General features: G+C 60.0%; 22 protein-coding genes and 1 pseudogene. 13 read left to right on the forward strand and 10 right to left on the reverse strand.

Annotation, left to right across the window (positions count from 1 at the left end; translation table 11 throughout):
* Positions 1–11 precede the first annotated feature (11 nt).
* The 6 genes from etfB to ACYZTU_RS26870 all read right to left on the reverse strand — a co-directional run bounded on the left by etfB (position 12) and on the right by ACYZTU_RS26870 (position 7,778).
* On the reverse strand, positions 12–782 hold the full coding sequence (gene etfB, locus ACYZTU_RS26845; RefSeq protein ID WP_461966785.1) for an electron transfer flavoprotein subunit beta: 771 nt from the start codon (positions 780–782) through the stop codon (positions 12–14).
* Positions 783–797: 15 nt separating this feature from the next.
* Complete coding sequence (gene etfA / locus ACYZTU_RS26850) at positions 798–2,018, reverse strand: electron transfer flavoprotein subunit alpha (RefSeq protein ID WP_461966787.1); 1,221 nt, start codon at positions 2,016–2,018, stop codon at positions 798–800.
* Positions 2,018–3,964, reverse strand: coding sequence for a dimethylglycine demethylation protein DgcB (gene dgcB / locus ACYZTU_RS26855; protein ID WP_461966789.1), 1,947 nt, complete (start codon positions 3,962–3,964; stop codon positions 2,018–2,020). Before dgcB ends, etfA begins: the two co-directional genes overlap by 1 nt.
* A 150-nt stretch (positions 3,965–4,114) precedes the next feature.
* Positions 4,115–6,175: a dimethylglycine demethylation protein DgcA gene (gene dgcA / locus ACYZTU_RS26860; protein ID WP_461966791.1), complete on the reverse strand. Its 2,061-nt coding sequence runs from the start codon at positions 6,173–6,175 to the stop codon at positions 4,115–4,117.
* A 15-nt stretch (positions 6,176–6,190) separates the two neighbouring features.
* Positions 6,191–6,721: a DUF5943 domain-containing protein gene (locus ACYZTU_RS26865; RefSeq protein WP_461966792.1), complete on the reverse strand. Its 531-nt coding sequence runs from the start codon at positions 6,719–6,721 to the stop codon at positions 6,191–6,193.
* Between the two features lie 79 nt (positions 6,722–6,800).
* The gene (locus ACYZTU_RS26870; RefSeq protein WP_461966794.1) at positions 6,801–7,778 is read right to left on the reverse strand and encodes a dipeptidase; all 978 of its coding nucleotides are present in this window, start codon (positions 7,776–7,778) and stop codon (positions 6,801–6,803) included.
* 234 nt (positions 7,779–8,012) lie between these two features.
* On the opposite strand from ACYZTU_RS26870, the gene ACYZTU_RS26875 reads away from it, so the two are divergent.
* From ACYZTU_RS26875 to ACYZTU_RS26885, 3 genes and pseudogenes are all read left to right on the forward strand, one after another.
* Positions 8,013–8,414 (forward strand): lysozyme inhibitor LprI family protein, encoded by a 402-nt coding sequence (locus tag ACYZTU_RS26875; RefSeq protein ID WP_461966795.1) that lies wholly within the window; start codon positions 8,013–8,015, stop codon positions 8,412–8,414.
* Between the two features lie 24 nt (positions 8,415–8,438).
* Positions 8,439–8,657 (forward strand): annotated as a pseudogene (locus tag ACYZTU_RS26880) (helix-turn-helix domain-containing protein); the annotation flags it as partial.
* Positions 8,658–8,689: 32 nt separating this feature from the next.
* On the forward strand, positions 8,690–9,106 hold the full coding sequence (locus ACYZTU_RS26885; RefSeq protein WP_461966797.1) for a DUF3010 family protein: 417 nt from the start codon (positions 8,690–8,692) through the stop codon (positions 9,104–9,106).
* Positions 9,107–9,111: 5 nt separating this feature from the next.
* On the opposite strand, the gene ACYZTU_RS26890 is transcribed toward ACYZTU_RS26885, so the two are convergent.
* Positions 9,112–10,056 carry a GlxA family transcriptional regulator gene (locus tag ACYZTU_RS26890; protein ID WP_461971173.1) on the reverse strand — a complete coding sequence of 315 codons (945 nt, stop codon included), beginning with the start codon at positions 10,054–10,056 and terminating at the stop codon, positions 9,112–9,114.
* Positions 10,057–10,250: 194 nt separating this feature from the next.
* Here ACYZTU_RS26890 and choX point away from each other — a divergent pair, with 194 nt between their 5' ends.
* The 6 genes from choX to ACYZTU_RS26920 all read left to right on the forward strand — a co-directional run bounded on the left by choX (position 10,251) and on the right by ACYZTU_RS26920 (position 15,477).
* Positions 10,251–11,195: a choline ABC transporter substrate-binding protein gene (gene choX / locus ACYZTU_RS26895; protein WP_461966799.1), complete on the forward strand. Its 945-nt coding sequence runs from the start codon at positions 10,251–10,253 to the stop codon at positions 11,193–11,195.
* A gap of 74 nt (positions 11,196–11,269) precedes the next feature.
* Complete coding sequence (locus ACYZTU_RS26900) at positions 11,270–12,157, forward strand: beta-keto acid cleavage family enzyme (RefSeq protein ID WP_461966800.1); 888 nt, start codon at positions 11,270–11,272, stop codon at positions 12,155–12,157.
* A 27-nt stretch (positions 12,158–12,184) separates the two neighbouring features.
* The gene (locus tag ACYZTU_RS26905) at positions 12,185–13,150 is read left to right on the forward strand and encodes an L-carnitine dehydrogenase (protein ID WP_461966801.1); all 966 of its coding nucleotides are present in this window, start codon (positions 12,185–12,187) and stop codon (positions 13,148–13,150) included.
* Positions 13,151–13,300: 150 nt separating this feature from the next.
* Positions 13,301–13,777 carry a thioesterase family protein gene (locus tag ACYZTU_RS26910; protein WP_461966802.1) on the forward strand — a complete coding sequence of 159 codons (477 nt, stop codon included), beginning with the start codon at positions 13,301–13,303 and terminating at the stop codon, positions 13,775–13,777.
* Positions 13,778–13,790: 13 nt separating this feature from the next.
* Positions 13,791–14,954 (forward strand): gamma-butyrobetaine dioxygenase, encoded by a 1,164-nt coding sequence (locus ACYZTU_RS26915; protein WP_461966804.1) that lies wholly within the window; start codon positions 13,791–13,793, stop codon positions 14,952–14,954.
* A 259-nt stretch (positions 14,955–15,213) separates the two neighbouring features.
* The gene (locus tag ACYZTU_RS26920; protein WP_095052586.1) at positions 15,214–15,477 is read left to right on the forward strand and encodes a hypothetical protein; all 264 of its coding nucleotides are present in this window, start codon (positions 15,214–15,216) and stop codon (positions 15,475–15,477) included.
* Between the two features lie 103 nt (positions 15,478–15,580).
* Here the strand turns inward: ACYZTU_RS26920 and gbdR are convergent, their stop codons facing one another.
* Positions 15,581–16,684: a choline metabolism transcriptional regulator GbdR gene (gene gbdR, locus ACYZTU_RS26925; RefSeq protein ID WP_201198415.1), complete on the reverse strand. Its 1,104-nt coding sequence runs from the start codon at positions 16,682–16,684 to the stop codon at positions 15,581–15,583.
* Between the two features lie 443 nt (positions 16,685–17,127).
* Entirely contained in the window at positions 17,128–18,504 is a 1,377-nt protein-coding gene (locus tag ACYZTU_RS26930; RefSeq protein ID WP_461966805.1) for an L-serine ammonia-lyase, read from the reverse strand.
* 436 nt (positions 18,505–18,940) lie between these two features.
* On the opposite strand from ACYZTU_RS26930, the gene ACYZTU_RS26935 reads away from it, so the two are divergent.
* The 3 genes from ACYZTU_RS26935 (at position 18,941) to choV (ending at position 21,975) form a co-directional block, all read left to right on the forward strand.
* On the forward strand, positions 18,941–19,888 hold the full coding sequence (locus ACYZTU_RS26935) for a choline ABC transporter substrate-binding protein (protein WP_461966807.1): 948 nt from the start codon (positions 18,941–18,943) through the stop codon (positions 19,886–19,888).
* A 66-nt stretch (positions 19,889–19,954) separates the two neighbouring features.
* Positions 19,955–20,800 carry a choline ABC transporter permease subunit gene (gene choW / locus ACYZTU_RS26940; RefSeq protein WP_449645635.1) on the forward strand — a complete coding sequence of 282 codons (846 nt, stop codon included), beginning with the start codon at positions 19,955–19,957 and terminating at the stop codon, positions 20,798–20,800.
* Positions 20,797–21,975 (forward strand): choline ABC transporter ATP-binding protein, encoded by a 1,179-nt coding sequence (choV, locus tag ACYZTU_RS26945; RefSeq protein WP_309677858.1) that lies wholly within the window; start codon positions 20,797–20,799, stop codon positions 21,973–21,975. Before choW ends, choV begins: the two co-directional genes overlap by 4 nt.
* 193 nt (positions 21,976–22,168) lie before the next feature.
* Here choV and ACYZTU_RS26950 read toward each other — a convergent pair whose 3' ends face one another.
* Positions 22,169–24,118, reverse strand: coding sequence for a BCCT family transporter (locus tag ACYZTU_RS26950; RefSeq protein ID WP_461971175.1), 1,950 nt, complete (start codon positions 24,116–24,118; stop codon positions 22,169–22,171).
* A gap of 380 nt (positions 24,119–24,498) precedes the next feature.
* Here ACYZTU_RS26950 and betI point away from each other — a divergent pair, with 380 nt between their 5' ends.
* Positions 24,499–25,092: a transcriptional regulator BetI gene (gene betI / locus ACYZTU_RS26955; RefSeq protein ID WP_449645634.1), complete on the forward strand. Its 594-nt coding sequence runs from the start codon at positions 24,499–24,501 to the stop codon at positions 25,090–25,092.
* The last annotated feature ends 84 nt before the right edge of the window (positions 25,093–25,176 follow it).

Here is a 25,176-nt window from a genome sequence, read left to right on the forward strand (position 1 = left end):
CCACAGGACCGTTAGCGAACTACGCCTTCCTCAATCAACAACTTGAGAATCGCTTCAGCCCCAGCCTCCGCACTCAACCCTTTCAGCACCTGCCCACCCCCGCCGCTGGCCTTGGCCGTCGCGGCTTTCATCCGGTCCGCGCCACTCTTGGCCTTGATCACCTTCAAGCGTTTAGGTCGTGGCTTGGCCGGTTGCAGGGTGGCGACCGCCAGCAGTTCATCGTCGATCACTTCGACTTCATCCGCCTGCAACACCCCGCGTCGGGCCGGGCCGTAAGCACTCTGCCGAGGTTTCGGCGCAGCGTTATCCACAGTGGCGAGAAACGGTAGCCGCACTTTCAGACGACGGCGTTGACCACGTGGCAAGGCTTGCAGCACCAGCGCCGAACCGCCATCGATGGATTCAACTTGAGCCAGCCCTACGACCAGCGGCCAGCCCAGATTTTCCGCCAGTAAAAACGGCAACATGCCCGAGCCTTCGCCGGTTTCCGCCTGGCTGCCGGTCAGCACGACCTGAGCCCCGGCATCGCGTAAATACGCGGACAATGCCGGCAGTGCATCGGCGCCTGAAGGTTGTTCAAGCACATGCAACTGTTCCAGGCCCATGCCCAGATACGCGCGCAATGCAGGTTCTGCGACGTCGCCGGCATGCAGCACTTGCAAGTTATCCCCAACCAGCTGCAGGCCCAGCTCCACGGCTCGCGCATCCTGCTCAGCGCGACGTGGCCGGCCGGAAGTCGGGTGGGCGCCGATGGACACCAGGCTGATGATTTTTGTGCTCATGACCCTTTCCTTTCCTTAAGCCGCATCGCGCTTGGCTTCATTGCGGTAAGCCTCTACCGCATCGATCAAGGCTTGAAGAATCTCGGCGCTCTCGCCGATCACCGACAGGTCGGCCCGTTTGATCATGTCGCAGCCAGGATCGAGGTTGATCGCCACCACCTTGTCGCAGGCACCGATGCCTTGCAGGTGCTGGATCGCCCCGGAAATCCCCACCGCCACGTAGACCCTTGCGGTAACCCAGGTGCCGGACGCACCGACCTGACGGTCGCGCGCCATGAAGCCGTCGTCCACTGCCACCCGGGACGCGCCTTCGGTAGCGCCCAATGCTTCGGCGGTCCTGTGGAAAAGTCCCCAGTCCTTGACACCGTTGCCGCCGGAGAAGATGAATTCGGCTTCGGCCATCGGAATCGCCGCCGGGTCCACTGCCACTGCGCCCAAATCCTCGATGCGCGAGAGACTGCGCGCCACCGTTGTGGATAACTCCACCGGCAAGGCTTCGTGACGGGTTTCGCTGACCGGTTCGGCGCATTCGACGGCGGCCAGAATCAAGCGGGCAACCGGGCGTGCAAGGTCCTGCAACCCAGCGCCGGCGCGGCCGATGCATTCCTGATCCTTGACCTGCCAGACCCGCGTGGCCGGGCGTTCGCCCAGTGCAGCGGCAAAGCGTCGACCGAGTTCGCCACCGCCACTGCGGCTGTCCGGCAGCAACCAGTGACGTGGGCTGAACTGGTTATCCACAGCCCGCAGGCCCTGGACTCTTTGTTCCGGTGCATAACCGCTGAATTCATCGCCATCCAGCACCAGCAAGCGATCGACGCCCGCGGTGGCGAAGGCATTCTCTTTGTGTTCGCCGAAGACCACGGCCAACACCGCGCCGTCCTTGCCGGCCAACTGATGAGCCAGACCGAGCAAGTCGCGGTCGTGACTGCTCAAGCGGCCGCCGACCATGTCCGGCACCACGCTGATGTAAAACGCAGGTGCAGGCACTTGATGCAGCGGCAATTGCACTTCAACCGCGGCCGAACGTTTGCTCGCACCGCCCTGTTGAGCGCCGCTGCGGTCGATCCGTTTGATGCCGTTGGGGCCGATAAAACCGATGCCATGGGGATTCTTGCGGATGACGCCATTAGGCCCCATCCAGCTGTGCTGCGCCGGTTGCATGGCCGCGTGCAGCGGGTGCAGACGGTTGCGGGCGATCCATTCGGCGCGTGGGTCGCGGCGGATAATGTCGCTCATCAGTGGGCCTCCGCAGGTTCACGTTGGGCCGGTGTGGTCGGCTTAGGCGCAGCGTCTTCAAGCAACGCGTCCGCCACCAGTTCGGCGATGTCCTTGATCAGCGGTCGCGGTTCGACCACGCCTTCGAGCATCGCAGTGCATTGTGGACAACCCACGGCCACCAGTTCGACGCCGGTTTCGCGGATGTCTTCCATGCGCATGTCGGGGATCCGTTGCTTGCCCGGAATGTCGGTAATCGGCGCACCGCCGCCACCGCCGCAGCAGCGCGAGCGGAAACCGGAGCGTTGCATTTCCTTGATCTCGATCCCGAGAGCGCGCAGTACCTCACGCGGTGCCTCGTATTCGCCGTTGTAACGGCCGAGGTAGCACGGGTCGTGATAGGTCACGCTGCTGCCTTTGTGCTGGCCGAGATTCAGGGCGCCAGCGCCGATGATTTCGGCCATGTAGGTGCTGTGGTGCTGCACGAGGTAGTTGCCGTCGAAGTCGCCGTACTCGTTTTTCAACACGTGGAAGCTGTGCGGGTCGCAGGTGACGATACGGTTGAAGCTGTACTTGGCCAGGGTCTGGATGTTGCGTTTGGCCAACAACTGGAACGTCGCTTCATCGCCCAGGCGTCGGGCCACGTCACCGCTGTCGCGTTCTTCGAGGCCCAGCACGGCGAAGTCGACCTTGGCCGCTTTCAGCACTTTGACGAAGGCACGCAAGGTGCGCTGGTTGCGCATGTCGAAGGCGCCGTCGCCGACCCAGAACAGCACGTCGACAGATTTCTTCTCGCTGAGCAGGTTCAGGTTCAAATCCGCCGCCCAGTTCATCCGCCCGCCCGGGGCGAAACCGCCAGGGTTGTCGGTGGCAATCAGGTTTTCGAGGACTTCGGCGCCTTTGTTCGGGGTGGCGCCTTTTTCCAGGGTCAGGTGACGGCGCATGTCGACGATGGCATCGACGTGCTCGATCATCATCGGGCACTCCTCGACGCAGGCGCGACAGGTGGTGCAGGACCACAAGGTTTCAGCATCCACCAGACCGTTGACGATCGGTTGATGCGGGTTGCCGGCGTGCTCGCCGATTGGCTTCCCAGGATAGGGGCTGCCAGCGAACTTGGCATCAGTGCCTCCGGCGAGGCCGACCACCATGTCCTGAATCAGTTTTTTCGGGTTCAGCGGCTGGCCGGCGGCGAACGCCGGGCACGCGGCTTCGCATTTACCGCACTGCACGCAGGCGTCGAAGCCGAGCAGTTGGTTCCAGGTGAAATCCTTGGGTTTCTCCACGCCCAGTGGCGCGGTCGGATCGTTCAGGTCCAGCGGTTTCAAACCGGTGGAACGACCGCCGCCAAAACGCTCGGCGCGACGGTGCCAGGCCAGGTGCAGGGCACCGGCGAAGGCGTGCTTCATCGGCCCGCCCCAGGTCATGCCGAAGAACAGTTCGCTAACGCCCCACAGCACACCGACGCCGAGGATCGCAGCCAGCACCCAGCCACCGAAGTTTTCCGGAAGGATGCCTGCCACCGGCAGGGTCAACAGGAAGAAGCTCGCAGAGAACGCCAACAGGCTTTTCGGCAGGCGCATCCATGGCCCTTTGGACAGGCGAGCCGGTGGGTTGCGACGACGCAGAAACATGAAAATCGCACCGACGAACATCACCGCCGAAGCAATCAGCAGGGCAACACCGAGAGTGCGACTGTGCAGGCCGAAACCGTGGACCAGTATCGCCAGCACCATCGACGCCACCGCACCACCCGCCGTAGCGACGTGAGTGTTGGCGATGTATTTGTCCCGCGCGACGACATGGTGCAAGTCGACCATGTAGCGCTTGGGCATGGCGAACAGGCCGCCGATCAGGTCGACTTTCGAAGCTCGACCTCGGCGCCACATAGCCACCCGCCGCAACGCGCCCAGGACAGCAAGTCCGGTGGCTGCGAACAACAGGATTGGAAGAAGGGTGTTCAACATGGTGGAGCTCCCAAAGACCTCGGGGTCTATGATCGTTCCCACGCTCCGCGTGGGAATGCAGCCCGTGACGCTCCGCGTCACATCAAAAGCGGACGCGGAGCGTCCATTGAGGCATTCCCACGCAGAGCGTGGGAACGATCAGTTCGTGGCTTAGAAATCCTTGCACAACCGCAGCGCGTCGTAGATCGCCGCGTGGGTGTTGCGCTGCGCCACGCAGTCGCCGATGCGGAACAGCAAGTAACCGTCACCCGCCTGGCTCAGCGAAGGTTGCGGCTTGATCGCGAACAGGGCTTCGATGTCCATCTGGCCTTTGTTGCGCGAGCCTTCCTTCAGGGCGTAGTAGATTTCTTCGTCCGGGCGCACGCCGTTTTCGACGACGACCTGGTCCACCACCCGCTCCTCTTTGGCGCCGGTGTATTCGTTCTCCAGCACCGCCACCAGCTTGTCGCCTTCGCGGTAGACCTTCTCCAGCATCATGTCCCCGGTCATGATCACTTCTTTCGGGTACATGCTGCGGTAGTACGTCGGGAACGATGTGCCGCCAATCGCCACGCCCGGTTTGATGTCGTCGGTGACGATCTCGACCTGGCTGCCCTTGTCAGCGAGGAAGTCGGCGGTCGACATCCCGGTGAATTCGCAAATGGTGTCGTAGACCAGCACATTTTTGCCCGGTGCAACCTTGCCATCGAGGATGTCCCAGCTACTGACCACCAGGCCTTCAGCCGCGCCCCAATGTTCGTTCTGCTCCAGGAATGGATGACCGCCGACGGCGAGCACCACCACGTCCGGACGCAAGTCCAGAATAGTTGCTGCATCGGCCGCCACGCCCAGGCGCAGGTCGACTTTCAAACGGGCCAGCTCAAGCTGGAACCAGCGAGTGATGCCGGCAATCTGGTCACGCTGTGGCGCTTTCGAGGCAGTGGTGATCTGCCCGCCGATGAATTCTTTTTTCTCGAACAGGGTCACGTCGTGGCCGCGTTCGGCCGACACGCGAGCGGCTTCCATCCCGGCAGGACCGGCACCGACCACCACAACCTTGCGCTTCACACCGGTCGACTTCTCGATGATGTGCGGCACCCCCATGTATTCACGGGAGGTCGCGGCGTTCTGGATGCACAGGACGTCCAGGCCCTGGTACTGACGGTCGATGCAGTAGTTGGCGCCGACGCATTGTCTGATCTGGTCGACCTGACCCATTTTGATCTTGGCGATCAGGTGCGGGTCGGCGATGTGGGCGCGGGTCATGCCGACCATGTCCACGTAGCCGCCTTCCAGAATACGGGTCGCCTGGTTCGGGTCCTTGATGTTCTGCGCGTGCAAAACAGGGGCCTTGACCACTTCTTTGATACCGGCAGCCAGGTGCAGGAACGGCTCCGGTGGATAACTCATGTTCGGGATAACGTTGGCCAGGGTGTTATGGGTGTCGCAACCCGAACCCACCACGCCGATGAAGTCGATCATGCCGGTGTCATCGTAGTACTTGGCGATCTGCTTCATGTCCTCGTGGGACAAGCCGTCCGGGTGGAATTCGTCACCGCACAGACGGATGCCGACACAGAAATCCGGGCCGACTTCAGCCCGCACAGCCTTGATCACTTCCAGGCCGAAACGCATGCGGTTCTCGAAGCTGCCGCCCCACTCGTCGGTGCGTTTGTTGACCCGCGGACTCCAGAACTGGTCGATCATGTGTTGGTGCACGGCGGACAATTCGACGCCGTCCAGGCCACCGGCCTTGGCGCGGCCAGCCGCGGTGGCGTAGTTGCCGATTACCCGCCAGATTTCTTCCGGCTCGATGGTTTTGCAGGTCGCACGGTGCACCGGCTCACGGATGCCCGACGGCGACAGCAGGGTTGGCCAATGCTCGCCGTCCCAACGGGAACGACGGCCCATGTGGGTAATCTGGATCATGATCTTGGCGCCATGCTTGTGCATGGCATCGGCGAGGTTCTGGAAGTGCGGAATGATCCGGTCGTCAGCCAGGTTGACCGACTTCCACCAGCCTTGCGGGCTGTCGATGGCCACGCTGGAGGAACCCCCGCAGATCGCCAGGCCGATCCCGCCCTTGGCTTTCTCTTCGTAATACTTGACGTACCGGTCGGTGGTCATGCCGCCGTCGGTGGCATAGACCTCGGCGTGCGCGGTGCTGAGCACGCGGTTACGGATGGTCAGTTTGCCGATCTGGATCGGCTGGAACATTGCTTCGAAAGCCATGGCGGGGTCCTCGACTTACAACGGCTTGACGGTGAACAAACCGTCGTCGTGGCCTTCTTCGGAGCCACCGTAGACTTGTTCGGCAACCGTGCGAATGTTGCTGCCGCGGGCTTGCAGAATCTGGTCCATGGCACCGGCAAACCAACCGGTGAACATGTAGTCGACCTTGCGCCCGACCTTGCCGTACACGTAGACAAACGCCGAGTGTTCGAGCTTGACGCTGGCAGTGCCTTTGTCGAGGTCGATGTCCTGGATCTTGAACAGACCCCAGCCACGCTGCGACAGGCGCTTCATGTAGTGCTCGAACACCGCAACGCCTTCCAGGCCGTGGCATTCAGCTTCTTTTTCACACCAGTGCCAGGCGGATTTGTAGCCGGCCTTGTAGAGGATTTCGGCGTAGGCGTCGGCGCCCAGCACTTCCTCGATGCCCATGTGGTTGTTGACGAAGAAGTGACGCGGTACGTACAGCATCGGCAGGGCGTCGGAGGTCCAGATACCGGTTTCGCTGTCGACTTCAATTGGCAATTGCGGGGCGATCTTGGCCATGGAAACTTAACTCCAGAAAATTTTGGGTGTTGCCCCCGGCGCGGACGGCCGGGGGAAAGGATTCTTCAGATGCAGTGGCTTACTCGCCCCAGACGTCCTTCAAGACGTTGACCCAGTTCTCGCCCATGATCTTGCGGACCACGCGCTCGGAATGGCCGCGCTTGAGCAGGGTTTCGGTCAGGTTCGGGAACTCGCCGACGGTGCGGATGCCCAGCGGGTTGATGACCTTGCCGAAACTGGTCAGACGGCGGGCGTAGCCCTTGTCATGGGTCAGGTATTCGAAGAAGTCCTGGCCATGGCCCTGGGTGAAGTCCGTGCCGATGCCGATGGCGTCTTCGCCGACGATGTTCATGGTGTATTCGATGGCTTCGGCGTAATCGTCGATGGTCGAATCGATGCCCTTGGCCAGGAACGGCGCGAACATGGTCACACCGACGAAACCGCCGTGATCGGCGATGAACTTCAGTTCTTCATCGGATTTGTTGCGCGGGTGAATTTTCAGACCCGACGGCAGGCAGTGGGAGTAGCAGACCGGTTTCTTGGACTCAAGGATGACTTCTTCGGAGGTTTTCGAACCCACGTGGGACAGGTCGCACATGACGCCGACGCGGTTCATCTCTGCGACGATTTCACGACCGAAACCCGACAGGCCGCCATCGCGCTCGTAGCAGCCGGTACCGACCAGGTTTTGGGTGTTGTAGCACATCTGCACGATACCGACGCCGAGCTGCTTGAACACCTCGACGTAGCCGATCTGGTCTTCGAAGGCGTGAGCATTCTGGAAGCCGAACAGGATCCCGGTTTTGCCCTGCTCCTTGGCCTTGCGAATATCGGCGGTGGTGCGCACTGGAATCACCAGGTCGCTGTTTTCGCGGATCAGCTTCTGGCTGGCGGCGATATTGTTGACGGTGGCCTGGAAACCCTCCCACACCGACACGGTGCAGTTGGCCGCGGTCAGACCGCCCTTGCGCATGTCTTCGAACAGCTCACGGTTCCACTTGGCAATAATCAGCCCGTCGATAACGATGCTGTCGGCGTGCAATTCGGCTGGGCTCATCAGGCTGTCCCCTATTAGCGATTCGTGCGCCGAATCGTGTGCCGGCGCTTTGGGGCCAGCATATGCCTGAGGGACGGGGTAGCCGGGTGCAAAAACGACAGGGGGTTTGCCGAAAGCGTCAATCTGCGACAAAGGGTCATGGTCGAGCGTCATGAGCCACCTGTTCAAGGGCCTTCGCATGGGCCAGAATTCGCGGCATTACTGGATGCTTCACTGATAAGGGGCGGCGACGCAATGAAATCGATCTTCCTGGCGTTAGCACTGATAGTGACCGGCGTACACGCGGCTGAAGAGTCCGACGACAACCCCTGCGATGCCGTCGAAAACGAAGTCCAGACCCTGGAATGCTCGGTCTACAGCCGAACCACCGCCGAAGACCTGCTCAAAGACAACTTTCAAAGCCTGACCGAACGCATGCAAACGGCCTACGGCAAGAACCCGGCGCAACTGACCGACATCACCGCCAAGCTCAAGGCCGCTCAGCAGCAGTGGTTGAAGACTCGGGATGCGGATTGCGCGGTTGACGCGTTTCCGACGACGGCCGGCAGTAAGGCGTTCACCATTGCGCAGAATGATTGCGTGGCGCGAATGAGTGATGAGCGGTCGGAGTTTTTGGAGTCGATTGGGCAGGAGTAAAAAACATAAGCTTGGAGAAATCATTTGATCCCACACGAAGTAGTCAGCCTTCTCGTTGATGGCGCGACACCTATTCGGGCCTGGCGCGAACACCTGAACCTTACCCAGGATGAAGTTGCCAAACGCATGGGCATCTCTCAACCGGCCTTCGCCCAACAGGAGACGGTCTCCAAGCCACGCAAGGCGACCCGTGAAAAAATTGCCGCGGCTTTTGGCATCAACGCCGATCAACTTGAGCTGTAAGCTGCACGCCACCATCCGGGAAAGGAACTCAAATGAAAATCTGCGGCATTGAAATCAAAGGCAGCGAAGCAATCATTGCCGTGGCCTCCCTCGACGGTCAGGCGCTGAGCCACGTCGCTCTAGCCACCAAGAAAATCGCCCTCGACGATGACGACGAAGCGTCGAACGTCAAAGTCTTTGCCGCTCAGGTGGCGTCGTTTGTGCGCGAGAACTCCATCGACCGGATCGCGATCAAGAAGCGCAGCAAGAAAGGTGAGTTCGCCGGTGGGCCGACCACGTTCAAGATCGAGGGTGTTTTCCAGTTGCTGGAAAATTGCGAGGTGACGCTACTGTCGCCGCAGACCATCAACGCGCAGAACAAGAAGTTCGACTTTGAACTGCCGGGCACGCTGAACAAGTATCAGCATGAGGCTTACAAAGCAGCGTGCTCGGCGTTGATGAAAAAATAACTCGTTCATGCTTGGGCGGTGCGGCGATCTTCCCGCGGGCAGCGCGCAAAACGCGCCCGATAACTACGGGTGAAATACGACGGTGATTCAAACCCGCAGGCAATACTCACCTCCAGCACGCTCATGTCCGTCTGCCGCAACAGCTGTCGGGCCTTCTCCAGCCGTAAGCGCAGGTAGAAATTGCTCGGTGTGTCGTTCAGGTGCAGGCGAAACAGGCGTTCGAGCTGCCGCCGCGTTACCTTGATCGATTCGGCTAACGTCAATGTGCTCAGCGGCGGTTCGCTGTGTTGTTCCATCTCCCCGATCACTTGCACCAGTTTCTTGTTGCTGATGCCGTAGCGGCTGGCGACTTCCATTCGCTGGTGGTCTTTGCGGGGGCGGATGCGGCCGAGTACGAATTGTTCGCTGACCTGGATCGCCAGTTCCGGGCCGTGGGCCTGGCTGATGAGGTCGAGCATCAGGTCGATGGACGCGGTGCCGCCGGCGGAGGTAATGCGCCGGCGGTCGATCTCGAACAGCTCCTGAGTAACGCTGAGCTGTGGATAAGATTCCTTGAAGGCGTCGATGGCTTCCCAGTGCAGGGTCAGGCGATGGCCATCGAGCAAGCCGGCTTCGGCGAGGACGAAGCTGCCGGTGTCGATGGCGCCGAGGGTCACGCCTTCGTTGTCGAGTCGGCGCAGCCAATGCTCCAGCGCCGGAGTGGCGAACTTGAGGGGTTCGAAACCGGCGACCACCAAAAGGGTCGCGCCTTTCTTCAACGGTTCCAGCGCCGCATCGGCGTTGACCGACATGCCATTGCTGGCCAGCACCGCCCCGCCGTCAGCGCTCAGCACATGCCAGCGGTACAGCTCGCCGCGAAAGCGATTGGCGACCCGCAGCGGCTCGATCGCCGAGATGAAACCGATGGCCGAAAAACCCGGCATCAACAAAAAGTAGAAATCCTGGGACATGGAGCGCACTCGGTTGACGGGTAGCGTGTGGACGTTGATACGCCAGTTGTCGATGGCATTCAAGAGGACAGGTCGCTGCAGTGCAAGAGCTGGTCGCCGTAGTGCGCTTTGACGGGGCTTAAGCTGCGTAACTTGGCATCACCGGCGCACGAAGACGCCCGGACCCACAATAACGACCTGCCGAGGAACCCGACATGAAACGACTGATCAGCAGCTGTGTTCTTGCACTCAGCGGTACCGCTTTCTTGAGCGCCAGCGTCATGGCGGCCGAACCTGCTTCATGCCAGAACGTGCGCATGGGCGTCGTGAACTGGACCGATGTGATCGCCACCAGCGCCATGACCCAGGTCCTGCTCGACGGCCTCGGCTACAACACCAAACAAACCAGCGCTTCCCAGCAAATCATCTTCGCCGGGATCCGCGACCAGCGCCTGGATCTGTTCCTGGGCTACTGGAACCCGCTGATGACCCAGACCATTACCCCGTTCGTCGATGGAAAGCAGGTCAAAGTGCTTGAAACACCGAGCCTTAAAGACGCCCGCGCCACCCTCGCCGTACCGACGTATCTCGCCGACAAGGGTCTGAAAACCTTCGCCGACATCGCCAAGTTTGAAAAGGAATTGGGCGGCAAGATTTACGGCATCGAGCCAGGTTCAGGCGCCAACACCCAGATCAAGGCAATGATCGCCAAGAACCAGTTCGGCCTCGGCAAGTTCCAGTTGGTCGAGTCCAGCGAGGCCGGCATGCTCGCGGCGGTGGATCGCGCCGTGCGGCGCAAAGAGGCCGTGGTGTTCTTCGGCTGGGCGCCGCACCCGATGAACGTCATCGTGAAGATGACTTACCTCACCGGTAGCGAAGACGCCCTGGGGCCGAACGAAGGCATGGCCACGGTCTGGACCGTCACCGCACCGAAATACGCCGAACAATGCCCGAACATCGGTCGTTTGCTGAGCAACCTGACGTACACCGCTGAAGACGAGAGCCGGATGATGCAGCCGCTGCTGGATCACAAAGACGCTTTCGAATCGGCCAAGCAATGGCTGAAAGATCACCCGCAAGACAAGCAACGCTGGCTCGAAGGCGTGACCACCTTCGATGGCAAACCGGCGGCTGAAAACCTTCAACTGACGACCAAATAATCCCGATTGAACCACCGACTCGCAGCCCGACCGGGCTGTGATCGGAATCATCACGCCTGCAAGGAACCCGCCTCATGAACCACGACGTCATCATCACCTGCGCACTCACCGGTGCTGGCGACACGACCGCCAGAAGCCCACACGTGCCGGTCACCCCGAAACAAATCGCCACGGCCGCCGTGGAAGCCGCCAAGGCTGGCGCCACCGTGGTCCACTGCCACGTGCGCAACCCCGAAACCGGCAAATTCAGCCGTGACGTGGCGCTGTACCGCGAAGTGATGGAGCGCATCCGCGAAGCCGACGTCGACATCATCGTCAACCTCACCGCCGGCATGGGCGGCGACCTGGAAATCGGCGCGGGCGAGAACCCGATGGAGTTCGGCCCGAACACCGACCTGGTCGGCCCGCTGACCCGTCTGGCCCACGTTGAAGAACTGCTGCCGGAAATCTGCACCCTCGATTGCGGCACCCTGAACTTCGGCGACGGCGACACCATTTACGTGTCCACCCCGGCCCAGCTACGCGCTGGCGCCAAACGCATTCAAGAGCTGGGCGTGAAGGCCGAGCTGGAAATTTTCGACACCGGTCACCTGTGGTTCGCCAAGCAGATGATCAAGGAAGGGTTGCTCGACGACCCGCTGTTCCAACTGTGCCTGGGCATCCCGTGGGGCGCGCCGGCCGACACCACCACCATGAAAGCCATGGTCGACAACCTGCCTGCCAATGCGGTCTGGGCCGGCTTCGGCATCGGTCGCATGCAAATGCCTATGGCGGCACAAGCCGTGCTGCTCGGCGGCAATGTGCGGGTCGGTCTGGAAGACAACATCTGGTTGGACAAGGGCGTACTGGCGACCAACGGCCAACTGGTCGAACGCGCCTCGGAGATCCTCAGCCGCCTCGGCGCCCGCGTTCTGACGCCGGCTGAAGGTCGGGCAAAAATGGGCCTGACCAAGCGCGGTTAATTGACCTTTTCAACTTCAGGAATTGCCATGACTTTTATCACCGAAATCAAAACCTTCGCCGCCCTGGGCAGCGGTGTCATCGGCAGCGGCTGGGTGTCCCGCGCCCTCGCCCACGGCCTCGACGTGGTGGCCTGGGACCCGGCACCCGGTGCCGAAGCAGCCCTGCGCAAACGCGTCGCCAATGCCTGGGGAGCGCTGGAGAAACAAGGCCTGGCGCCGGGCGCATCGCAGGACCGGCTGCGCTTTGTCGCCACCATTGAAGAGTGTGTTGGCGACGCGGATTTCATTCAGGAAAGCGCTCCGGAACGCCTGGATCTGAAACTGGAACTGCACAGCAAAATCAGCGCGGCGGCCAAGCCGAATGCACTGATTGGCTCCAGTACTTCCGGCCTGTTACCGAGCGAGTTCTACGAGAGTTCGACGCATCCGGAACGCTGCGTTGTCGGCCACCCGTTCAACCCGGTTTATCTGCTGCCGCTGGTGGAAGTGGTGGGTGGCAAAAACACCGCGCCCGAAGCCGTTCAAGCGGCAATGAAAGTGTATGAATCCCTGGGCATGCGTCCGCTGCATGTGCGCAAGGAAGTACCTGGTTTTATCGCCGACCGCTTGCTCGAAGCGCTCTGGCGTGAGGCGCTGCACCTGGTTAACGACGGTGTGGCGACCACCGGTGAGATCGACGATGCCATTCGTTTTGGTGCGGGCCTGCGCTGGTCGTTCATGGGCACGTTTTTGACGTACACCCTGGCGGGTGGCGATGCGGGAATGCGGCACTTCATGGCGCAATTCGGGCCAGCGTTGCAGTTGCCGTGGACGTATCTGCCGGCGCCGGAATTGACCGACAAGTTGATCGATGATGTGGTGGACGGCACCCGTGATCAGTTGGGCACGCACAGCATTTCGGCGCTGGAGCGCTATCGTGATGATTGCTTGCTGGCGGTGCTGGAGGCGGTGAAGACTACCAAGGAAAAGCATGGGATGGCGTTTGCCGACTAAACGCCGCTAACCCCTGTAGGAGCGAGCGGTGCGGCGATCCGACTTGCCCGCGATATAGGTAGTCCTGCCGTAGAGACCCGTCGGATGTACCGGCCTCTTCGCGGGCAAGCCTCGCTCCTACAGATTTCAACCATTTTCGGATGCGACGACATGCCCACCCTCACCACCTATCAAACCAAAATCATCCCCGACTGGGTCGACTACAACGGCCACCTGCGCGACGCCTTCTACCTGCTGATTTTCAGCTACGCCACCGACGCGCTGATGGATCGCCTGGGAATGGACAGCAACAACCGCGAAGTCAGCGGTAACTCGCTGTTCACCCTCGAACTGCACCTCAATTACCTGCTCGAAGTGAAGCTCGACGCCGACGTCGAAGTGCACACCCAAATCATCGGCCACGACAGCAAACGCCTGCACCTCTATCACAGCCTGCATCTGGTGGGCGACGACAAGGCGCTGGCGGGCAACGAGCAAATGCTGCTGCACGTCGACCTCGACGGCCCGCGATCCGCACCCTTCAGCGAAGAAACCCTGAGCAAGCTGCAAGCCATCGTCGCCGAGCAAGCCGCCCTGCCCGCCCCCGCCTACATCGGCCGAGTGATCGCGTTACCGCCGAAAAAATGACAAGGAGATCGCCATGAACACCGCCGCAGCTTTTGCCGACTTCCGTACCTACCCGTTGATCAGCGCATTGACCGCCGTACAAACCCTGGCGGACCGAGTTCAAGTGAAGTGGGCCGATGACCGTGTCAGCCCGTTTCATCATCAGTGGTTGCGGGACAACTGTCCGTGCCCGCTGTGCGTCTACACCGTGACCCGCGAGCAAGTGCTGGAAATCGTCGACGTCGCCGAAACCCTGAAGCCCTCGCACGCCAGCATTGATGCCGAAGGCTGCCTGCGTGTCGATTGGCAGGACGGCCATCTCAGCCGCTACGATCCTGGCTGGTTACGAGCCCACGCCTACGATGATGAGTCCCGCGCCGAACGCCGGGGTGCCAAGCCCAAAAGCCAGCTCTGGAACAGCAACCTGAAGCTGCCGGTGTTCGAATACCAGGCGTTGATGAACGACAACGATGTCTTGCTGCAATGGCTGCTGGCTGTGCGCGATATCGGCCTGACTCAGGTCCGCGGCGTGCCCACCGAGCCAGGCTCGTTGAAGCTGATCGCCCAGCGGATTTCCTTCATCCGCGAGAGCAATTTTGGCGTGCTGTTCAACGTGCAATCCAAGGCCGATGCCGACAGCAATGCCTACACCGCTTTCAACCTGCCGCTGCATAGCGATTTGCCGACCCGGGAGTTGCAACCGGGACTGCAGTTTCTGCTTTGCCTGGTCAATGACGCGGACGGTGGCGAGAGTATTTTCGTCGACGGTTTTGCCATTGCCCAAGCGTTGCGCGAAGAGGATTCCGAGTCGTTCAAAGCCCTGTGTGAAATCCCCGTGGAGTTTCGCAACAAGGACCGTCATAGCGACTACCGCTGCCTGGCGCCGATCATCGCCCTGGATGCGTTGGGGCAGGTATCGGAGATCCGCATGGCGAACTTTCTGCGTGGGCCGTTTGATGCATCGATCGAGGACATCCCCAAGCTATACCGCGCTTATCGACGCTTTATTGCGATGACCCGCGAAACTCGATTCCGGGTGATGACGCGGCTCAACCCCGGTGAAATGTGGTGTTTCGACAACCGCCGCACCCTCCACGCCCGCAACGCCTTCGACCCCGCCACCGGCGTCCGGCATTTCCAGGGTTGCTATGTCGACCGTGATGAATTGCTGTCGCGCATCCTCGTCCTGCAGCGTTAAACCCCAGCCAAAAAAAGCCCCGATCAAGCCGTGACAGGATCGGGGCAGAGGTGGGTACTGTTGAGGAGCCGTTGCGCGAGGGTGACCAAACCTTCGTGAAGCCAGCTGACGCCAGTGTGCCCACTCCCACCCGCAGCTAGTTAGCCGAAAACGACCTGTTCATAGGTATTGCGGCCATTGCGACAAATCGTCCTTGCCGACGCCCACGACCCCTACGAGAATCGAGCCACGACACCGTTCCCTGAAGAAGGATTGCGTCATGATGCACGCCGATTTGATAGACCAGGAAGACCTGTTGGGCCAGCTAAAGTCATTGGGTTTTCAAGTACCGAATGGCTCAACAGCCGAGCAGGCTTGTGAGTGTGCAGTGCGAGGTTTGAACGATGAACGGGCGATGACGCTGCGGACCATGGTCAAGCAGATGTACACCAGTAGCGCGACCATCCTGCCGGCTGTGCGCCAGGCCATTGATAAGCAATTGCTGCCGGCATTGGCGCAGTATCAGCAAAGTCGTAGCGCCTGATAGATCCAATCGCGAGCAAGCTCGCTCCCACAGTTGACCGCATTCCCCTGAGAGAACTCGGTCAATGTGGGAGCGAGCTTGCTCGCGATGAAGCCAACCCGGTTTAGAGCCTTACGCTGGCGAACGTCGACTCGTTGCGCGCCTGACTCAGCGCCGACAACGGCCCGGACAACGGCGACAGCACCAACGCTTGTGGCAGCGGCATCATCGCCACTTGTTGCGTGGTGTTGGAACCTACGCGCTCGTCACGCGGTGGAATGCCGAAGTATTCGCGGTAGCACTTGGAGAAGTGTGGTGTGGAAACGAAGCCACACACCGACGCCACTTCGATGATCGACATCGGCGTTTGCTTGAGCAGTTGCCGAGCACGGATCAAGCGCAGTTTCAGGTAGTAACGCGACGGTGAGCAGTGCAGGTATTTCTGGAACAGCCGCTCCAGCTGACGACGCGAAACAGCGACATACACCGCCAGCTCGTCGAGGTCGATCGGCTCTTCCAGGTTGGCCTCCATCAGCGCGACGATTTCCTGCAACTTCGGCTGGTTGGTGCCGAGCATGTGCTTGAGCGGCACACGCTGGTGATCCTGCTCGTTGCGGATGCGCTCGTAGACGAACATTTCCGAGATCGCGGCCGACAGTTCACGACCGTGATCGCGGCTGATCAGGTGCAGCATCATGTCCAGCGGCGCGGTGCCGCCAGAACTGGTGAAACGGTTACGGTCGAGGGTGAACAGACGCGTACTCATGGCCACACGCGGGAAAGCTTCCTGCATTGAGGCCAGACATTCCCAGTGCACGCTGCAATCGAAACCATCCAGCAGGCCGGCGCACGCCAGGGCCCAGCTGCCGGTGCAGACCGCACCCAGACGGCGGGACTGACGCGCCTGACTTTGCAACCACGAAACGTGTTCACGGGTAACCGTGCGCTGAATGCCAATACCGCCGCAGACAATGATAGTGTCCAGGGCGGGCGCTTTGTGCATGGAGCAGTCGGGTGTGATCTGCAGACCGTCACTGGCCCAGACCTGACCGCCGTCCACGGTGAGTGTGGTCCAGCGATACAGCTCGCGGCCGGACAATTGGTTGGCCATACGCAGGGGTTCTACTGCGGAGGCCAGAGAAATAAGCGTGAAATTGTCCAGCAGCAGAAAGCCGATGGATTGAGGCGCACGGTTCTGGGGTTGGGCCCCGGAGTTGAACGTCGTCATCGCGGTATCTCCTCACACAAAGCGGGTGATGGCCTCAGGCGGAGGCTCTTGTTATTGCCATCGTTCTCGCGTGGGAGACGGGCTTTGTAATGACAGAGCAATTGCCATGCCTAAAGTTGAATGGTCATTCAATAACTCCTGAAAACGACGTCGCAGCGTGTCTATATAAGCCGCGCGGCGAGTGGGGGTTATAAGTGCCATTATCGGCGGGAGACGCTCTGTCCCATTGGGCGTGAGCAAATCGGTAGCACTTGTGGGAACAGGGCTACGGCGACCGGATGGAGAGTGTCACCGCAAGCACAGGTGACAGGCGGTAGTGGCCAACTTGGATCCCTGACCTGGGTGAAGTCGCTTATCTGTAAGCGACGCGCCAACACGTGGCGCGTTTCGATTCGGGTGTTCACTTTGAGCGCAGTTTTGACTGGTCAGACGCCATCGCGGTCTCAGCACTCAACCGCGCTAACCGCTAACCCACCGCGCGATGTCTCTTTATATTTGTCATGCATATCGGCGCCAGTATCACGCATCGTGCGGATCACCCGATCCAGCGAGATAAAGTGCTGACCATCGCCACGCAGCGCCATCTGCGCCGCGTTGATGGCTTTTACCGCCGCAATCGCATTGCGCTCGATACACGGCACCTGCACCAGCCCACCCACCGGGTCGCAGGTAAGACCGAGGTTGTGTTCCAGACCGATTTCCGCCGCGTTGCACAGCTGCTCCGGTGTGGCGCCGAGGATCTCCGCCAACCCGGCCGCCGCCATGGCGCAGGCCGAACCGACTTCACCCTGACAACCGACTTCGGCACCGGAAATCGAAGCGTTCTTCTTGCACAGAATCCCTACCGCCGCCGCACTGAGGAAATAGTCGACCACGTTGGCGTCGGTCACCACCTCACTGAACTTCATAAAGTAGTGCAACACCGCCGGAATGATTCCCGCCGCGCCATTGGTCGGCGCCGTGACCATGCGCCCGCCAGCGGCGTTTTCTTCGTTGACCGCCAGGGCGAACAGGTTGACCCACTCCATGGCACTTAATGTTGAACCGATGACATTGGGTTTACCCAATTCTTGCAGGCTGCGATGCAACTTGGCTGCGCGACGGCGCACATTCAGGCCACCGGGCAGGATGCCTTCGTGCTTGAGGCCTTGTTCCACGCAATCCTGCATGGCGCGCCAGAGCTTCATCAGGCCGGCGCGAATTTCCTCTTCGCTGCGCCAGACCTTCTCGTTGGCCATCATCAATTCGGCAACGCGCAAGTTGTGCTTCTGGCACAGGCTCAGCAGTTCGTCGGCGCTGGAGAAATCGTACGGCAGCACCGTACGATCCAGATCGACCACGCCGCTGGAGGCCTGCGCCTCATCGACGACAAAACCGCCGCCGATGGAATAGTAGGTGTCGCGATGCAGTTCGCCGTGATCGCCTTCGACAATCAGGGTCATGGCGTTGGGATGGAATGGCAGGTTTTCGTCAATCAGGCGCATGTCCCGGTCCCAAATGAACGGGACCGACAAGCGACCGTCGAGCAACAGCGTGTGAGTTTCGCGCAGGGTTTCGATGCGGATGCCGATTTGCGACGGATCGATCGCATCCGGCCACTCGCCCATCAGGCCCATGATCACCGCGTTGTCGCTGCCGTGACCGATGCCGGTGGCCGACAACGAACCATAAAGCTGAACGTCGACGCGACGCACTCGTTCCAAAAGACCCTGCTCACGCAAACCTTGCACGAACAACGCGGCGGCCCGCATAGGTCCCACGGTGTGCGAACTGGAAGGTCCAATGCCGATTTTGAACAGGTCGAAAACGCTGATTGCCATGACTGCCGAACTCCTGGGTGTGCCAACTCCGGACGCAAAAGCGCCCAGTGACGGAGCTGCTACGCTCAAGCTGCAATCCGTCGGGATGGCCGCATCATCGGGCTTTTACCATGTCGTTCGACGTCTGACACCGACCCACTCATGCCCACCAACGTCGCAGGCCATCAGCGCTACGTTTTCACGGTTTCTTTACGGTTCAAACGAGCAGAAAGGGCTGAAAATAGCTGTAAACGACTTCACCGACACTGGATGCGACCATCCCTGTACTGGTTACGACGCCCCCTGTAGGCGTCAGATTTTCACTGGTACATGATCGTATCGACTCGATTGCAAGGCGCCGTGGTAGAGCTGTCTCCAAAACGCCATCCAACCGCAACCTATAAGTGCGGTGGTCCAGTCGGAACACCGCCAAAAAAAAACACCAAGGAGTCCATCCATGAAAGGTTCCCCGTCGTTGTTGTTGGCCGCCATGCTGAGTCTGCCGTTTCTGGCTCAAGCCGCCGAACCGGCTCAATGCAGCACCGTAAACTTCTCCGATGTCGGCTGGACTGACATTACCGTCACCACCGCCACCACCAGCGTCGTCCTCGATGCCCTCGGCTACAAGACCAAAACCACGATGATTTCCGTACCGGTGACCTACAAGTCCCTGGCCGACGGCAAGAACATGGACGTGTTCCTGGGTAACTGGATGCCGACCATGGAAAACGACATCAAGGCCTACCGCGATGCCGGCACCGTGGACACCCTGCGTGCCAACCTGGAAAACGCAAAATACACACTCGCCGTCCCGGAAGAGTTGTATAACAAAGGTCTTAAAGATTTCGCCGACATCGCCAAGTTCAAGAAAGAACTCGACGGCAAGATCTACGGCATCGAACCGGGTAACGACGGCAACCGTCTGATCCAGAGCATGATCGACAAGGACGCCTTCGGCTTGAAAGCCGCCGGCTTCAAGGTGGTCGAGTCCAGCGAGGCAGGCATGCTCTCGCAAGTCGATCGCGCCCAGCGCCGCAACACCGCCGTGGTGTTCCTGGGCTGGGAACCACACCCGATGAACACGCGTTTCAAGATGAAGTACCTGACCGGCGGCGACGAGTATTTCGGCCCCAACTTCGGCCAGGCAACCATCTACACCAACACCCGCAAGGGCTATGCGCAGGAATGCAGCAACGTGGGCCAGTTGCTGAAAAACCTGGCGTTCACCCTCGACATGGAAAGCACCCTGATGGGCAACGTCCTGGACGACAAAATGAAGCCTGACGCGGCCGCCAAGGCCTGGCTGAAAAAGAATCCACAGGTCCTCGATACCTGGCTCGCTGGCGTGACCACCATTGACGGTAAACCAGGCCTGGAGGCCGTGAAAGCCAAGCTCGCGCAGTAATCGCTTACGCCGGGCGATCCAGGTCGCCCGGGCTGTTAATTTCCTTGCATGCGGACGTTCACTACCATGCTGATTGATCAGAAAATACCTTTAGGCCAGTACATCGCGGGCTTCGTTGAATGGTTGACGCAACACGGCGCCAACACCTTCGACGCAATCGCCGTGTCACTGGAAACGATGATCCACGGCGTGACTTTTGCGCTGACCTGGTTCAACCCGCTGGCATTGATTGGCCTCATCGCGCTACTGGCACACTTCATTCAACGAAAGTGGGGACTGACCGTTTTTGTCATCGCCTCCTTCCTGCTGATCCTCAATCTGGGGTACTGGCAGGAAACCATGGAAACCCTTGCCCAGGTGTTGTTCGCCACCCTGGTCTGCGTGGTCATCGGCGTGCCGTTGGGCATCGTCGCCGCGCACAAACCGATGTTCTACACACTGATGCGTCCGGTGCTCGATCTGATGCAGACCGTGCCGACCTTCGTGTACCTCATTCCTACCCTGACCCTCTTCGGTCTGGGTGTGGTCCCGGGCCTGATTTCTACGGTGGTGTTCGCGATTGCCGCACCTATCCGCCTGACTTACCTGGGTATTCGCGATGTTCCGCAGGAACTGATGGACGCCGGCAAAGCCTTCGGCTGCTCGCGCCGTCAACTGCTTTCACGGATTGAACTGCCCCACGCCATGCCAAGCATCGCGGCCGGTATCACCCAGTGCATCATGCTGTCGTTGTCGATGGTGGTGATCGCGGCACTGGTGGGCGCCGACGGCCTGGGCAAACCCGTGGTCAACGCACTGAACACTGCTGATATCGCCCTGGGCTTCGAAGCGGGCCTGGCGATCGTACTGCTGGCGATCATGCTCGACCGTATCTGCAAACAACCCGAAGCCAAAGTAGGGGGTGACGCATGAGCATTATTCGCTTCGAAGACGTCGACGTAATCTTCTCCAAAGACCCGCGCGAGGCCTTGAAACTCCTCGATCAAGGCATGACCCGCGACCAGATCCTGAAAAAGACCGGGCAGATTGTCGGCGTCGAAAAGGCCAGCCTGGACGTCGAAAAGGGTGAAATCTGCGTACTGATGGGCCTGTCCGGCTCCGGCAAGTCCAGCTTGCTGCGCTGCATCAACGGCCTCAACACCGTCAGTCGCGGCAAATTGTTCGTCGAGCACGAAGGCAAGCAGATCGACATCGCTTCCTGCACCCCGGCGGAACTGAAAATGATGCGCACCCAGCGCATTGCGATGGTGTTCCAGAAGTTCGCCCTGATGCCTTGGCTGACCGTTCGCGAGAACATCAGCTTCGGTCTGGAAATGCAGGGACGACCTGAGAAGGAACGGAAAAAACTGGTCGATGAAAAACTTGAGCTGGTGGGCCTGACCCAGTGGCGTAACAAGAAGCCGGACGAGCTCTCCGGTGGTATGCAGCAACGTGTGGGCCTGGCCCGCGCGCTCGCGATGGATGCCGACATTCTGCTGATGGACGAACCGTTCTCGGCCCTCGACCCGCTGATCCGCCAGGGCCTGCAAGACGAACTGCTGGAGCTGCAAAGCAAGCTGAACAAAACCATCGTGTTCGTGAGCCATGACCTCGATGAAGCACTGAAGCTGGGCAGCCGTATCGCGATCATGAAAGACGGTCGCATCGTCCAGTACAGCAAGCCGGAAGAGATCGTATTGAACCCTGCGGACGACTATGTGCGGACCTTCGTCGCCCATACCAACCCGCTGAACGTGTTGTGCGGTCGCAGCCTGATGCGCACCCTGGACAACTGCAAACGCATCAACGGTTCGGTATGCCTCGATCCGGGTGGCGACTCCTGGCTGGACCTGGCCGAAGGCAACACCATCAAAGGCGCACGCCAGAACGGCGCGAGCCTGGACCTGCAGAACTGGATTCCCGGGCAAGCGGTTGAAGGCTTGGGTCGTCGACCAACGCTGGTGGATTCGAACATCGGCATGCGCGACGCGCTGCAGATTCGATATCAGACGGGTAATAAGCTGGTGCTGCACGACAACAACAAGGTGGTCGGGATTCTGGGTGACAGCGAGCTGTATCACGCGCTGCTTGGCAAGAATCTGGGGTAAGGCAGCAGACACAAAAACGCCGCGAGAGGATCGCGGCGTTTTTGTTTACGGGATATCGGGTAAAGCACCTTTGCGGCTGATGGCCTCATCGCGAGCAAGCATCGCTCCTACAAGTTCACGGAAATCCTGTAGGAGCGAGGCTCGCCCGCGAAGGATGCGACGCGGTGCATCTGATGCACCGCGCCCTTCAACATTAGCTATAAACCCGGCCAAGGAGCTGCCGATGGCTTTCAAACTGATCGAGCACGTCACGGGTGATCTGATCCTGAGTGAAGCCCATCAAGTCGTAATCCTGGCTGCCATTGTGCAAATACACCTCGGCGCGGTAGTAACGTGCGCGCGGTTCATCAGCACTCTCAGCCGAAACCGTGTCGCTCGCCGCTGCCAAATAGCCGTCCAGGCTCACTTCGTAGACAAAAGGGTTGCCCTCTTCCATCTCGATCCGCAGGCCCATGCAACGCTTGGCCTTGCCCAGCAACGTTTGCACGTCCAGGCCTTGAGTACGCAGTTGCACCGCAGCCTCTTCCAGCGCCGGGCTGACTTGCTTGTCCATGAAACGTTGAACGATCGACTGATTCGGCTGCAAGTCCAGCTGAGTCAAACGCTCGCTGAAACCACGACGACCGCGCGCTGCGAGTTCCGCTTGCTCCTGTTCGATCTGAACGTCCTGGCGCATCGCCTTGTGCAAGCCGAACATGAAGAACACCAGCACCACCGAGAACGGCAGACCGGCCAGCACCACCATGGTTTGCATGGCTTCGAAGTTACCGGCGAACAACAGGCCGATCGTCACCAGCGTGATCATCACCGACCAGAAGATCCGCAGCCAGTGCGGCGCATCTTCGTCAACGTTGCCACCCTTGCACGAAAGGTTGGCCATCATTACCGCGCCGGAATCCGCCGGGGTCAGGAACAACACGAAACCGACGAAGATCGACACGCCGATGACGATTTTCGACGCAGGGTAATGCTCCAGCAATTGGTAAATCGCCATGGACGGTTGTTCCAGCGCCGTCTTCCCGAGTTCCACCGCCCCGTGGTTCATCACCAGGTCCAGGGCCGAGTTACCGAAGATCGACAGCCACGCCAAGGTGAAACCCAGCGGGATCAGCAGCACACCGGCCACCAGTTCACGCACCGTGCGACCACGGGAAATACGCGCAATGAACATGCCTACAAATGGCGCCCAGGAAATCCACCAGGCCCAGTAGAACAGGGTCCACAGGCCCAACCAGCGGTCGGATTTATCACTGTCGCCTTCGTACACATAGAGGTCGAAGGTCTTCAGCACAACGCTGTTCAGGTAGTCGCCGACGTTTTGCACGAAGCCGTTGAGCAGGTGCAGGGTCGGGCCGAACAGCAGCACGAAAATCAGCAGACCGCTGAACAGCACAATGTTCAGGTTGGACAGACGACGGATACCGTTTTCCACGCCAGACACGGCAGCGATGGTCGCCACGGTGCTCATCACGATGATCACGATCAGCAGGTTGGTGTTGTTGTGCTCCATGCCGAACAGGTTTTCAAGGCCCGACGACACTTGCAGCGAACCAATCCCCAAGTTCGTCACCAGACCCAGCAGGGTCACGAACATGCCGAAGCCGTCCACCGCATGACCGGCCGCGCCTTTGACCCAACGCTCGCCGACCAGCGGATACAGTGCCGAACGCAACGCCAGCGGCTGGTTATGACGGTATGCAAAGTACGCCACGGCCAAGCCGACCAATGCGTAGATCGCCCAGCCATGCAGGCCCCAGTGCAGGAACGTCAGCTGAACCGCCTGACGTGCCGCGAGGTTGCTGCCGGCCACGCCTTCCGGCGGATTGAAGTAGTGGTCCAGCGGCTCGGAAGCACCGAAGTACAACAGCGAGATGCCAATACCCGACGAGAACAGCATCCCCGCCCAGGCGCCATAGCTGAAGTCCGGGGTGTCGTCCTTACTGCCCAGCTTGAGTTTGCCGTAGGACGAAAACGCCAGGCCGAGCACGAAGACCAGGTAAGCGGCGATCACCACCATGTAGTACCAGCCGAAGCTGCGGGACAACCAGGCCTGGGCAATACCAAGCAATCTGCCGGCCTCTTGCGGGGCGATGATCAGAATGGCGGTCAACAGCAGGATCAACGCGGTAGAGGTGTAAAACACCCAACCGTTGACCGTCACCTTCTCGGGTGGGGTCTTTATAAGAGAGGCAGAACTCATGGCACAGATGCTCCAGGCAGTGCGAGAGAAGAACACAAGGCAACGCAGTACCCGACTAATCGGCTAGTTGGCAGCAGACCGGCGGGTGATATAAAGACACCCCGAAAAAAGCCCGAAGCCTTGAAGCGCCAGTGCGCTGGGGGGTTCGAGCGTTTTCAGATGTCGTTTTTCCGCCGGCTACGCGTAGGAAAAACCTGTAGGCAGCGACGAATTGTCGCAGATCTTATTCTTTGTTGATTGAACGTTCAATCAAAACAAAATAGACTGGCCCTTAATCCGATAGACGTTTTACGTCCACCGGAAGGCCTAAGGAGATGTGCAAGATGCCCAAGGTCGGTATGCAACCCATCCGCCGCCAGCAGTTGATCGAAGCCACATTGCAGGCGGTTGATCAGGTCGGAATGGGGGACGCCAGCATTGCGCTGATCGCCCGTTTGGCCGGTGTCTCGAATGGCATCATCAGTCACTATTTTCAGGACAAGAACGGCCTGATCGCTGCCACGGCGCAGTATCTGATGAGTGTCCTCAGCGAGAACGTCACCGCGCGCCGTCAGGCGCTGGCAGATGACAGCCCACGGGCACATCTGCAGGTGATCATCGAAGGCAACTTCGACGCCAGCCAGGTCAATGGCCCGGCAATGAAAACCTGGCTGGCCTTCTGGGCTACCAGCATGCACCACCCGTCATTGCACAGGTTGCAGCGGATCAACGATCACCGCCTGTATTCCAACCTGTGCTGCCAGTTCCGCCGTGTGTTGCCGCTTGATCAAGCGCGCATCGCCGCCCGCGGCCTGGCAGCCCTCATTGACGGCTTGTGGTTGCGCGGCGCGCTGTCGGGAGATGCTTTCGACACCGGGCAGGCGCACCAGATCGCTTACGAATACATGGATTTCCAATTGGCCAAGCAGGTGAGTTAGAGCACACATAAAACGCTCAGCCCCTGAACTGCTGCTGATCGGTGTTGCCACAACCTTATGGCATCACTCCAGCGGCCTACGCCA

The organism is Pseudomonas sp. HLT2-19-2, from assembly GCF_054898005.1.